Origin of the sequence: Streptomyces phyllanthi (assembly GCF_009377205.1) — a bacterium.
Classification (GTDB): domain Bacteria; phylum Actinomycetota; class Actinomycetes; order Streptomycetales; family Streptomycetaceae; genus Streptomyces; species Streptomyces phyllanthi.
Window position 1 is genome coordinate 1 of the sequence record NZ_VJZE01000032.1, and the last position, 12,671, is coordinate 12,671.

At 71.4% G+C, this 12,671-nt stretch carries 8 protein-coding genes; 7 read left to right on the forward strand and 1 reads right to left on the reverse strand.

Annotated features, from left to right (window positions below; genetic code table 11):
• From FNH04_RS07545 to obgE, 7 genes are all read left to right on the forward strand, one after another.
• Positions 1 to 978: hypothetical protein (locus FNH04_RS07545; RefSeq protein ID WP_152781627.1), on the forward strand; the 978-nt coding region annotated here is incomplete at its 5' end.
• A 48-nt stretch (positions 979 to 1,026) separates the two neighbouring features.
• A complete protein-coding gene (locus FNH04_RS07550; RefSeq protein ID WP_322722709.1) occupies positions 1,027 to 1,863 on the forward strand; it encodes a TIGR03936 family radical SAM-associated protein in 837 nt (278 codons plus the stop codon).
• A 260-nt stretch (positions 1,864 to 2,123) separates the two neighbouring features.
• Positions 2,124 to 6,317: an Rne/Rng family ribonuclease gene (locus tag FNH04_RS07555; RefSeq protein ID WP_152781632.1), complete on the forward strand. Its 4,194-nt coding sequence runs from the start codon at positions 2,124 to 2,126 to the stop codon at positions 6,315 to 6,317.
• A gap of 305 nt (positions 6,318 to 6,622) precedes the next feature.
• The gene (locus tag FNH04_RS07560; protein WP_152781634.1) at positions 6,623 to 7,969 is read left to right on the forward strand and encodes a phospholipase D-like domain-containing protein; all 1,347 of its coding nucleotides are present in this window, start codon (positions 6,623 to 6,625) and stop codon (positions 7,967 to 7,969) included.
• Between the two features lie 193 nt (positions 7,970 to 8,162).
• Positions 8,163 to 8,483, forward strand: coding sequence for a 50S ribosomal protein L21 (gene rplU / locus FNH04_RS07565; RefSeq protein ID WP_322722710.1), 321 nt, complete (start codon positions 8,163 to 8,165; stop codon positions 8,481 to 8,483).
• Positions 8,484 to 8,497: 14 nt separating this feature from the next.
• Positions 8,498 to 8,752, forward strand: a complete 255-nt coding sequence (gene rpmA, locus FNH04_RS07570) for a 50S ribosomal protein L27 (RefSeq protein WP_073938528.1) — start codon at positions 8,498 to 8,500, stop codon at positions 8,750 to 8,752.
• A gap of 166 nt (positions 8,753 to 8,918) precedes the next feature.
• Positions 8,919 to 10,361, forward strand: coding sequence for a GTPase ObgE (gene obgE / locus FNH04_RS07575; protein ID WP_152781636.1), 1,443 nt, complete (start codon positions 8,919 to 8,921; stop codon positions 10,359 to 10,361).
• Between the two features lie 121 nt (positions 10,362 to 10,482).
• Here obgE and FNH04_RS07580 read toward each other — a convergent pair whose 3' ends face one another.
• Positions 10,483 to 12,558 (reverse strand): hypothetical protein, encoded by a 2,076-nt coding sequence (locus FNH04_RS07580; protein ID WP_322722711.1) that lies wholly within the window; start codon positions 12,556 to 12,558, stop codon positions 10,483 to 10,485.
• Positions 12,559 to 12,671 lie beyond the last annotated feature (113 nt).

The following is a 12,671-nucleotide window of genomic DNA, read 5'->3' on the forward strand; positions in this document are numbered from 1 at the left end:
GCCCTGCTGTGGGTGGGGCGGGCCGTGCTCGTATGGCCGTGGGTGGCGCTGTGGCGGTATGTCGTCGTACCGGTCGCCAAGGGGATCGGGTGGCTCGGGAACGTGCTGCTCGTCGTGCCCGCCGTGTGGGTGTACCGGTACGTGCTCACGCCCGTGGGGCACGGGATCGCCTGGGTGGCCCGGGGCGCCTGGAGCGGAGTCGTCCTGGTCGGCCGGGGGATCGCGGCAGGGCTCGCATGGGTGTACACGCGCGTGCTGACGCCGGTCGGGCACGGGCTGGCATGGCTGGCCAGGGGGATCGGGATGGTGCTGGCAGCGGTCGGGCTCGGGGTGTACACCGTCGTGGCCTGGCTGGTGCGGTACCTGTTCGTCGTGCCGGCCGTGTGGCTGTACCGGTACGTGCTCACGCCTCTCGGGCACGGGATCGCCTGGCTCGCGAACGGTGTCGGATGGCTCGTACGGATGATCCTCACCGGAGTCCGGCTCGCGCTGTACTGGACGGGGCGCGTGCTCCTGGTGCTGCCCGCGGTCGCGGTGTGGCGTTGGGTGCTGGTGCCGATCGGGCGCGCCCTCGCCGTCGTCGGGCGGGAGATCCGGGACGCCCTGGGGCACGCGTGGCGGATCGCCGGGTACGTGTCACTGGCCGTCGGGCGGTTTCTCGGCACCCTCTTGCGGTGGGTCTTCGTGGAACCCGCGCGGTGGGCGTACCGGACCGTGCTCACTCCGCTCGGGCACCTCGTGCGGGACGCGGTCTGGCGGCCCGCCGCCGAGGCCGCGCGCGCGGTGGGCCGGGCCACCCGGCAGGCCATGGCCTCCGCCCGTGAGTCCGTACGGCAGGTCCGGGCCGACCTCCGGCGGACGCTCTTCGGGGAGCCGGCGAAACGGCAGCCCGTGGCCCGGAGGGAAACCCGGCGGGAACCTGTCGGCCGGGAGACACGTACTCTAGGTAGCAGTACGACCGCACTCACGAAGGACTGAACGACACTGGGCAAGCGACAGCCCGAAGGCCCGCCCCCCGCACCGGCGGTGCAGCGCATCCGACTGCGCTACACCAAGCGCGGCCGCCTCCGGTTCACCAGCCACCGTGACTTCCAGCGCGCCTTCGAGCGCGCGCTGCGCCGTGCCGAGGTGCCGATGGCGTACTCGGCGGGGTTCACGCCGCACCCGAAGGTGTCGTACGCCAATGCCGCACCCACCGGCACGGGCAGTGAGGCGGAGTACCTGGAGATCGCGCTCACCGAAGCGCGCGATCCCGACAAGCTGCGCGAGCTCCTCGACGAGTCGCTGCCCGCCGGGCTCGACGTCGTCGACGCGGTCGAGGCCCGTACCTCGGGTCTCGCCGACCGGCTCACCGCGTCCGTGTGGGAGCTGCGCCTCGACGGGGTGACCCCCGAGGAGGCGGAGCGCGCGGTGGCGGCCTTCGAGGCGGCCGAGACCGTCGAGGTCGAGCGCCAGACCAAGAAGGGCCTGCGGGCCTTCGACGCCCGCTCCGCCGTCGTGAACCTCGACGTGAGAGGTCAGGCGCAGGGCGAGACGCACAGTCCACAGCCCGCCGCAAGCGCCGGCTCCACCGGAGCGGCCGGCGCCGCGCCCCTTCCTGGGCCGACCGACCAGCCCTGTGCGATACTGCGGCTGGTTGTTCGGCACGTGACGCCTGCCGTACGACCCGACGACGTCCTGTCCGGTCTCCGCGCCGTGGCCGACCTGGCGCCGCCGGTCCCCGCAGCGGTGACCAGGCTGGCGCAGGGGCTGTTCGATGAAGAGACCGGCACGGTGACCGACCCGCTCGCGCCCGACCGCGAGGCAGCAGCGACCGAGCCGCACACGGCCGCCGCGACTGCCGCCGCGACGGCGCCGGCGTAAGGAAGGTCCCGCGAAAGGACGAACGTCGTAGCGCCGCCCTCGTACTCGGGAGCCACCTGGGTCGGGCAGCGCACCGACCAGAAGACTTTCGCCAGGCCGTACGCAACATGGCGTACGGAACCGGCGAGACAGGACACAGAGAGCTCCCGTGCGGCGCCCGCGCCCCGGACGGCGGCACCGCGCATCGCGCGAGCCGCGGACGTCACCGGCACAGCCGGACCAGGCGCGGCGCCCGGGAGCCTGACGGGAGAACCGCCCGCATGCTCGAGCCGAACGAATCCACAGAGCCCGTAACGGGCTCGGAGAACAACACCCCCAGCGACACCCTGCCGCCGCGCAGGCGGCGGCGTGCCGCGTCCCGCCCGGCGGGCCCGCCCACGGCCGCCGCCGAGACGGCCGTGGAGACCACGGCACCGGCCATACCGCCCGCGGATCCCGTGGCCCTGGCGGCCGACGAGACGGCCGCGACCACCGAGGTGGCGCGGGTCGTCGCGGTGGGGGAGACCGAGGAGGCGGTGGCCGAGGCCGTCGCGGTCCCGGAGCCCGTGGCCGAGGCCGTCGCCGATGAGGCCGATGAGGCTGCAGAGGCTCCGGCCGAGGCCGTCGCCGAGGCGAGCCAGGCCGAGGGCGCGGAGGCCGCCGAGGCCGCGCCCGGTCGTCGTACGCGGCGTCGGGCGACGCGGCGTGCGACCGCGCCCGCCGGGGCCCCGGACGCCGCGGAGGTCGCGGAGACCGTGGTCACCGCGACCCCTGTGACCAGCGAGACCACCGGGACGACCGAGGCTGCCGAGGCGCCTGCCGTCGAGGCCGCAGTAGTTGCCGCCGAGGTCCCGGCTCCGTCCGAGGAGGCCGCGCCCGCCGGGCGTACGCGCCGTCGTGCGACGCGGCGCGCGTCGGCGCCCGCCGGAGCGCCCCAGACCACTGAGGCGGCGGAGGCCGTCGTGGTCGGTGAGACGGCCGAGGTGCCGTCGGCCGAGGCCGAGGAGAAGCCCGCCGAGGCCGAGTCCACAGCGTCCGCCGAAGTGGCCGCGGAGGCGGCCGAGGGCGCCGCTCCCCGCCGTACGCGCCGACGTGCCACGCGGCGTGTGTCCGCGCCGGCCGGTGCGCCCGCGGAGGAGGCGGCCCAGGAGCGCGTGGAGGCGCCCGTGACCGCTGCTGACCGGACCAGGGCCGAGTCCCCGGCCGAGAGTGTGACCGAGGCCGAGGGGGGCGTCGTGACCAAGGCCGACACCGAGAAGGACACCAAGGCGGACAGCCAGGCGGACAGCAAGGCCGAGGAGCCCGCTGAAGGTGCTGCCGGCGAGGACGCCGAGAGTGCCGCTCCGCGCCGTACCCGTCGGCGCGCCGCCCGCAAGGCGGCCGGCGGCTTCTCCGAGCCCGCGGCGCGGCCCGCCGCCGAGGAGGACGGCGAGCGGGTACAGCGCCCGGCGCGTCCGGCGGTCGCCGTGTTCCAGGCCCCCGTGTTCACCGAGCCGATGTTCCAGACGCCGGAGCGCGCCGCGGCCGCCGCTGCCGCCGAGGCGGCGGAGGAGGCCGCCGAGCCCGAGGAGTACCCGGAGGAGGAGAGCGCCGGCGCGCGTCGCCGTCGCCGTCGGCGTGGCTTCGACGAGGAGCCCGCGGCCGAGGTGACCACCGACAGCGAGCAGGACACGGAGGAGGACACCGAGGAGTCCGCCGAGGCGGAGGACACCGAGGAGACCGGGTCGCGCCGTCGCCGCCGCCGTGGTGGCCGCCGTCGTCGCCGGGGCGACTCCGCCGAGGGCGAGAACGAGGGCGAGTCCACCGAGTCCGAGGAGCTCGCCGCCGAGCAGGCCGCACAGGACGCCGAGGACACCGCCGAGCAGCTCGACGAGGACGCCGAGGACGCGGACGAGGACCAGGACGGTGAGGAGCAGGGCGCCACCGGCTCCAGCAGCAGCCGTCGCCGTCGGCGCCGCCGTCGCCGCGCGGGTGACTCGGGCGCCGACACGGAGCCTGGCGAGGGCGACCCGGAGCGCACGGTCGTCAAGGTCCGTGAGCCGAGGGAACGGCGTGGCAAGGACGCCGAGCCCTCCGACGAGGTGCAGTCCATCAAGGGCTCGACCCGTCTGGAGGCCAAGAAGCAGCGCCGCCGGGAGGGCCGCGAGCAGGGCCGTCGCCGGGTGCCGATCATCACCGAGGCCGAGTTCCTGGCCCGCCGCGAGGCCGTCGAGCGCGTCATGGTCGTACGGCAGAACGGCGACCGTACGCAGATCGGCGTCCTCGAGGACGGCGTGCTGGTCGAGCACTACGTCAACAAGGAGCAGTCGACCTCGTACGTCGGCAACGTGTACCTCGGCAAGGTGCAGAACGTGCTGCCGTCGATGGAGGCCGCCTTCATCGACATCGGCAAGGGACGCAACGCCGTCCTGTACGCCGGTGAGGTGAACTTCGAGGCGCTGGGGATGGCCAACGGGCCGCGGCGTATCGAGAGCGCCCTGAAGTCCGGGCAGTCCGTGCTCGTCCAGGTGACGAAGGACCCGATCGGGCACAAGGGCGCGCGGCTGACCAGCCAGGTCTCGCTGCCGGGCCGCTACCTGGTGTACGTCCCCGAGGGCTCGATGACCGGGATCAGCCGCAAGCTGCCCGACACCGAGCGGGCGCGGCTGAAGACCATCCTCAAGAAGATCGTCCCCGAGGACGCGGGCGTCATCGTGCGCACCGCCGCCGAGGGAGCGAGCGAGGAGGAGCTGCGCCGGGACGTCGAGCGGCTGCAGGCGCAGTGGGAGGACATCCAGAAGAAGGCGAAGGGCGGCAACGCTCCGACGCTGCTCTACGGCGAGCCGGACATGACGGTCCGTGTCGTCCGCGACATCTTCAACGAGGACTTCTCCAAGGTCATCGTGAGCGGCGGCGACGCGTGGGAGACCATCCACGGGTACGTCTCGCACGTCGCGCCCGATCTCGCCGACCGGCTGCAGAAGTGGACGAGCGAGGTCGACGTCTTCGCGACGTACCGGATCGACGAGCAGCTCGCCAAGGCGCTGGACCGGAAGGTCTGGCTGCCGAGCGGCGGCTCGCTGGTGATCGACAAGACCGAGGCCATGATCGTGGTCGACGTCAACACCGGCAAGTTCACCGGCCAGGGCGGCAACCTCGAGGAGACCGTCACCAGGAACAACCTGGAGGCGGCCGAGGAGATCGTGCGCCAGCTGCGGCTGCGCGACCTGGGCGGCATCGTCGTCATCGACTTCATCGACATGGTCCTGGAGTCCAACCGGGACCTGGTGCTGCGCCGTCTGCTGGAGTGCCTGGGACGCGACCGTACGAAGCACCAGGTGGCCGAGGTGACCTCGCTGGGGCTCGTGCAGATGACCCGGAAGCGGGTCGGGCAGGGGCTGCTGGAGTCGTTCTCCGAGACCTGCGTCCACTGCAACGGGCGCGGCGTGATCGTGCACATGGACCAGGCGACCGCCGCGGGCGGGGGCGGCAAGCGGCGCAAGCGCGGGCGTGGCGGAGCCGAGCAGGAGCACGTGCACGTGGCCGAGGCGGCCGAGGTCGCCGAGGTGACGGAGCCGGCCGAGGCCGAGGCTGTCGAGACCGTGGCCGAGGTGGCCGCCGAGGTCGCGGAGCCCGCGGCGTTGCCCTCGCCCGAGTTCGAGCCGGACGAGGAGCTGTACAGCAGCGTCGCCGAGGCGGAGGCCGCGGTGACGCGTGGGCGTACGCGGCGGCGGGCGACGCGCAAGGTGTCGGCACCGGCCAGGGCGCCGAAGTCGCGGAAGGCCGCGGAGGCCGAGCCGGTCGCGGTGGAGGATCCCGTGGTGGAGACGCCGCCTGCCGTGACGGAGAAGGCCGCGGAGGACACGGCTGTGTCGGCGGAAGCCCCGGAGAAGCCCGTGGACGCTACCGCTGTCGTTGAGGCCGAGCCCGAGCCCGAGGCCGCGCCCAAGGGGCGTTCGCGGCGCCGGGTCACCCGGAAGGTGTCGGCCCCGGCCGGGGCGCCCTCGGCGCAGGAGGCCGTGGTGACGGTGACGGAGCCGGTGACCGCGCCTCAGCCCGAGCCCGAGGAGCCGGCTGAAGCGGCTGTGCCCGCGGAGAGCGGGGCCGTGGCTCCGCCCGCGCGGCCGCGGCGGCGGGCCGTGCGGAAGGCGACCGCGCCCACCGCGTCCGCGGAAGCGGCTGTCGTGGTCGTGCCGTCGGCTTCGGCCGAGGCGCCGGGTGACGGTGCCGAGGCTCGTGCCACCGAGGCGGAGGGTTCCACCGAGGAGGCGGCCTCCGACATAGCGGAGTCCAAGCCGGCCAAGAAGACGGCGCGGAAGGCCGCGAAGAAGGCGACCGCGAAGAAGGCCGCGACGAAGAAGACCGCGGCCAAGAAGACGGCTGCGAAGAAGACCGCGGCGAAGAAGACGACCGCGAAGAAGGCGGCGGCCAAGAAGACGGCCGCGGCGGAGCAGGCGGCGCCGTCCACGGTGACGGCTTCCGCCGACGAGGGCTGAGCCTTCGCGGGGCGTGAGCCCCGGTGAACTCGCTGCCCCGACCCGGTGGTTCGTCCACCGGGTCGGGGCAGCGGTGGTTCATCCACAGGGTCGGGCACCGAAGCCGTGTGGGAAATGTCATCAGTCCGCACGGTGACCGTTTTGGTGGTGGGTGGGACGGTTTCCGGTCGCTCGAAAGGCTCATGTGGCGTACCCGCCTCTTGGTTCACCGGCACCTACCTGTAAAACTCATCTGGTCACACGAATAAGGCATTCGGGTGCGCGCTGGGGAGAGCGCTTACTCGGGGGAAACGGGGAGGGATCGCATGGCGCGCGTGCGCCTGAAGGGGGCCGGGCGGCACCGTGCTGTGAAGCCGGTCAAGGGCGGACGGCAGGCCCTGGCACTGGCCACGGTGCTGTCGGCGGCGGGGGTACAGGCGGTCGCGACGGCCGGGAGCGCGCAGGCCGCGCCCACCTGGACCGAGGGGCCGATCTTCAATGATCCACTGGGTACCTCTGACGAACAGCTCGCGATTCGGACGCGGCTGATCGAGCTGACCGGCGCGGCGTTGCCGGGGTCCACCATCAAGGTCGCCGTCTACCACGTGTGGGAGGCGTCCGTCGTGAACGCGTTGATCGCCGCGAAGGACCGCGGGGTCAACGTGCAGGTGCTGCTCGACGAGTCCAGCGTCAGCGACCGGCCGGCCAACACCTCGTACAGCACGCTCGCCGCGGCGCTCGGTACGGACCGGACCAAGGGGTCGTACATAACGACCTGCCCGGTCGACAAGTCCTGTCTCGGTGACCCGCAGTTCGGGCAGTCGATCATGCACAACAAGTTCTGGCTGTTCTCGGCCGTCGAGGGCGCCACCAACGTGGTCGTGCAGACCACGACCAACTCGACGCCGTCCGCCCACACGAGGTTCTTCAACGACGCGCTGCTGCTGCCGAACAACCCGACGATGTACGACGCCTACGCGGACTACTTCGACACGATGGTCGCCCAGGACTGGAAGTCCTGGGAGTACCGCACGGTCAGCAACGGGCTGTACAAGGCGTACTTCTTCCCGCGGGGCGGCACCAACAAGTACACCGACACCGTCTATTCGGTGCTCAACAACGTCCAGTGCACGTACCAGGACACCGCGGGTGTCACCCGCAAGACCTGGGTGCGGGTCTCCATCTTCAAGATCACGCGGATGGCCATCGCCGACAAGCTGGTCGCGTTGAAGAAGGCGGGCTGCAACGTGACGATCCTGTATGCCGAGTCGGACAGCGCCAAGAGCCAGGGCGGCGCCAAGGGCACATGGGAGAAGCTGCACACCACCGGCGGGCCGACGGTGCGCTGCTACAACGACGACCGGGACCCCCTGAACCCGGGCCAGAAGCTGACGACGCCGTACATCATCCACAGCAAGTACATCGCCATCGACGGCATGTACGACGGGGTGCCCAACAAGGTCAGCTTCACCGGTTCGGGCAACTACACGGGGCCCGCGCTGCGCGAGAACGACGAGGCGATCGTGAAGGTCGACGACGACGCCGTGCACGAGATGTACCGGGCCCACTACAACAAGGTGATCGGCGTCGCCTACCCGGGCAAGGCGGACACCACCGACCTGTGCAAGGGCGTGAAACCGCTGCCCGCGGACGGTGAGCGGCCCACGACATGAGGGGTACGGGGCTCGGTTTGACCCCTTCGGGCGTAGCCCCGTAACCTTGACCGTCGGCGTGTCCGTGGGTAGAGGCACGCCACATCCCCGTAAACCTCTTCCTCCCGGGCGCCGGGCGCCCAGGGAGAGGCCGTCCGTTGCCGGGCGGCTGGACTGCGGGGGTGCCGTTCCCGAGCGAGAGAGTGAGATCCGCGTGTACGCCATCGTGCGCAGCGGTGGTCGCCAGCACAAGGTTGCTGTCGGCGACATCGTCGAGGTTGACAAGATTTCCACCGCCAAGGTTGGCGACACGGTCGAGCTCTCGACCCTGCTCGTTGTCGACGGCGACTCCGTGACCAGCGACCCGTGGGTGCTGGCCGGCATCAAGGTCCAGGCCGAGATCGTGGACCACCACAAGGGCCAGAAGATCGACATTCTGCGCTACAAGAACAAGACCGGCTACCGCCGTCGTCAGGGCCACCGCCAGCAGTACACGGCGATCAAGGTCACTGAGATCCCCACGGCTGCGAAGTAAGGGACTGAGAACAGATGGCACACAAGAAGGGCGCATCGTCCACCCGGAACGGTCGCGACTCGAATGCCCAGCGGCTCGGCGTGAAGCGCTTCGGCGGTCAGGTCGTCAACGCGGGTGAGATCCTGGTCCGCCAGCGCGGCACGCACTTCCATCCGGGTGCGGGTGTGGGCCGTGGCGGCGACGACACGCTGTTCGCGCTGCAGGCCGGTGCGGTGCAGTTCGGCACCAGCCGTGGCCGCAAGGTCGTGAACATCGTTCCGGTCGCCTGATCGGATCCTTCGCGAGGCGGACCTCACTTCCCGGTCGGGAAGGCGGGTCCGCCTTTCGCGTGTTGCAGCACTGAAGACACGCGTGTTGCAGCACTGAAGACACGCGTGTTGCAGCACTGAAGACAGCAGTACCGAAGACATTCGTACGTTTCTGGAGGCACTGACCATGACCACCTTCGTGGACCGCGTCGAACTGCATGTCGCCGCGGGTAACGGAGGTCACGGCTGTGCCTCCGTCCACCGTGAGAAGTTCAAGCCGCTGGGCGGCCCCGACGGAGGCAACGGCGGACGTGGCGGCGATGTGATCCTCGTCGTCGACCAGTCCGTCACCACGCTGCTCGAATACCACCACTCGCCCCACCGCAAGGCCACCAACGGCAAGCCCGGCGAGGGCGGCAACCGGTCGGGCAAGGACGGGCAGGACCTGGTGCTGCCGGTGCCGGACGGCACGGTCGTACTGGACAAGGGGGGCAACGTCCTCGCGGACCTCGTCGGGCACGGAACCTCGTACATCGCCGCTCAGGGCGGCCGGGGCGGGCTCGGCAACGCCGCGCTGGCCTCCGCCCGGCGCAAGGCCCCCGGCTTCGCGCTGCTCGGTGAGCCGGGTGGCCTCCAGGACATCGTGCTGGAGCTGAAGACCGTCGCGGACGTCGCGCTCGTCGGCTACCCGAGCGCCGGCAAGTCCTCGCTGATCTCCGTGCTCTCCGCCGCCAAGCCCAAGATCGCGGACTATCCCTTCACGACGCTCGTCCCCAACCTGGGTGTGGTGACCGCGGGCGCGACCGTGTACACGATCGCCGACGTCCCGGGACTCATCCCGGGCGCCAGCCAGGGCAAGGGCCTGGGCCTTGAGTTCCTGCGCCATGTGGAGCGCTGCAGCGTGCTCGTGCACGTGCTGGACACGGCGACGCTGGAGTCTGACCGCGACCCCGTCTCCGACCTCGACATCATCGAGGAGGAGCTGGGGCAGTACGGCGGTCTGGACGACCGTCCGCGGATCGTGGTGCTGAACAAGATCGACGTACCGGACGGCAAGGACCTCGCCGAGATGGTGCGCCCGGACCTGGAGGAGCGCGGCTACCGCGTCTTCGAGGTGTCCGCGGTCGCGCACACCGGGCTCAAGGAGCTGTCCTTCGCCCTCGCCGACCTGGTGGCCGGGGCGCGAGCCGCCAGGCCCAAGGAGGAGGCGACCCGTATCGTCATCCGCCCGAAGGCCGTGGACGACGCCGGCTTCACCGTCGTACGCGAGGAAGAGGGACTCTTCCGGGTGCGAGGCGAGAAGCCGGAACGCTGGGTCCGTCAGACCGACTTCAACAACGACGAGGCCGTGGGCTACCTCGCCGACCGGCTGAACCGCCTCGGTGTCGAGGAGGAGCTCATGAAGGCGGGCGCCCGTTCGGGCGACGGCGTCGCCATCGGGCCCGAGGACAACGCGGTCGTCTTCGACTGGGAGCCGTCGGTGATGGCCGGGGCGGAGATGCTGGGACGGCGTGGCGAGGACCACCGCTTCGAGGCGCCGAGGCCCGCCGCGCAGCGCCGCCGCGACCGGCAGGCGGAGCGGGACGACTCGGAGCGGGAGTACGACGACTTCGAGCCGTTCGAGGGGTGACGGTCCGGCCCCACAAGGCATGACCTGCGCTTGAGGACCTTGTGCGAAGGGCCCCGGGAGTGATCTCCCGGGGCCCGACTCATGCCGTGGACGAGGTGCTCTCACACCGTCCGAACAGGCGTCACGCGTTGACGGAGTCCTCCGCGCCGTTCGCCTCCGCGTCCTCCGACATCTCGTCGGCCGCTCCACGCGGCGAGGGGATCTCGCCGGCCGGACGGGACTCCATGCGTACGCGGCGCTCGTCGGCCTTCGTGCACAGGGCGTGGACGGCGTTGTTGAAGCGCGCCAGGGACGGCGGGTCCGAGGGGCCGAGCAGATGCTCCTTCAACTCCGCGCGGGCCACGGCGAAGTGGTCCTTCTCCGGGTGGCGCACCGACTCCAGGAGGGCCGGGACGCCCTCGGCGGACGGGGCGAGGATGACACCCGCCGACACCGTCGGGAAGCCCTCCCGGAACGCCGCCTCCGGCATGCCCGAGGTGTTGGCGACCGCGTACGGCTTCTCGCTGGACAGCCAGTCGGAGACCACCGAGGAGACATCGCTGATCAGCAGGTCCGCCTGGTTGAAGCAGGCGAAGATCGTGGGACGCGCGTCCGTGATGATCTGGTGCTCCCACTCGGGCAGCGACGCCCAGTACGCCTTCTCCCAGGCGACCGTGGCCTCGGCGATCGCCGTCTCGCGGTCGCCCTGCGGCGTGCTCTGGATCAGCATGCGCTCCATCTCGTCCGCGCTGGTGCGGAAGGACGTCGAGGTGAGCCGGTCCAGCTCGGTGGTACGGCGGGCCAGTTCGGTCGCGGCCTCCGGGCCCGGACGGGCGCCGGACCGCTTGGTGTTCGCCTCGCGGATCATCGCCTTGATGCGCTCGTTGGCGGCGCCCGCGCGCGGGTCCACGGAACCGGTCATCGGGTGCGGCTTGTACAGCAGCCGCACGTTCTCGTCGGCGAGGAGCCGCCGTACGACGTTCTCACCGGCCAGGACCACCGAGGTGTTGCCCGGGTTGCCGTCCCAGCCCTCCCACGTGGGGGCGTACAGGACAGTGGTGTACGTGCCGGTCGGGGCACCGGAGTACGGGCGGATCGGAGCCAGCTGCGGGCGGCCGACCTCGACGATGTCCTTGTCCTCGACGCCGACCTCGGCGTCCGCGTACCGCTCGCGCGCCGCGGGGCCGGCGACCCACACCTCGTCGTACGCCTTCGCGTACGGGTTGCAGGAGGACAGCTTGTCGCTCTCGCCGTGGTTGATGAACGCGTGCTTGATGGTGGGGATGCGCAGCACCTGCGAGGTCTTCGCGGCGTTCGCCGGGTGCAGCATCATCTTCAGCGTCGAGTTCTCCAGCGAGAACATCGTCGAGACCTTCGGGAAGCAGATGACCGGTACGTCGGTCGCTTCGATCTTCTGCACCATGAACCGCTCGCGCAGCACGATCAGCGGCTTGGACTCGAGCTTGGAGAGGGTGGACAGCCACATGTTCGCCTGGTACGCCGAGGTCGTACCACCGGAGAAGTACATGGCCACGGTCGGCTGGTAGTCGGCCAGCCACCGGTCCAGCCACTCCATGACCTTCTGCTCGCTCTTCGCCCGCTTCTTCGGGAGCAGCCAGGTCCCCAGGTACGCCGTACCGCCGATGATGAGCACGAGGGAGGCACCGAGGCCGAAGCCGCCCCAGGTGGCGTCCGAGGTGGCCGCGGTGGCCAGCAGGCCGGCCGTGGTCGGCAGGGAGAACGCCAGCAGACGGTGGGCCTGGCGGCGGGCCAGCAGGCGCGGCGGGGCGGTGGTCAGGTGCAGCGCGGACGCGTCGATGTTCCGGGTGACGATCGGCAGCGTCCGGGTACGGCGCACCAGCACGGCCACGCCCTGGCAGGTGAAGTGGAGCGCGTAGAAGAGGCACAGGCCGGCCACCAGTGGTGCGTACCCGCGCTCCTGGACACCCTCGATCCGCAGCAGCCCCACCAGGACCAGCATGTCGCGCAGCAGCTGCCGGACCAGCGTGTCGAAGCGGACCTTGCCGAGGATCGCGAGCAGACCGGGGTCCCGGTACTGCAGGACCGTGTCCAGGACGAGGCCCGCGGCGCTCGCCGCGACGAACACGGGGACGCTCGGCAGCAGCGCGGAGACGACCTGGGCTGTATAGAGCGCGAACAACGCCAGCAGCGCGGACAACTGCGCGATGCGGCGGGGGGCGAGCCTTGCGGAGGGCACGGGCTGGGCTCCTGCGGAGGATACGACGGATGGGGGGAGGGATAAGGGGAGAGGGTAGTGGGGCGGCCCGCCTCCGCGCACGCGGCCCCGGGCGCCTTCCACCCCGGGACGCT

Excerpts from the sequence above, each read along its gene's own strand:
- FNH04_RS07555 (WP_152781632.1), top strand. The coding sequence starts at position 2,124 with ATGCTCGAGCCGAACGAATCCACAGAGCCCGTAACGGGCTCGGAGAAC.
- FNH04_RS07560 (WP_152781634.1), top strand. The coding sequence starts at position 6,623 with ATGGCGCGCGTGCGCCTGAAGGGGGCCGGGCGGCACCGTGCTGTGAAG.
- rpmA (WP_073938528.1), top strand. The coding sequence starts at position 8,498 with ATGGCACACAAGAAGGGCGCATCGTCCACCCGGAACGGTCGCGACTCG.
- obgE (WP_152781636.1), top strand. The coding sequence starts at position 8,919 with ATGACCACCTTCGTGGACCGCGTCGAACTGCATGTCGCCGCGGGTAAC.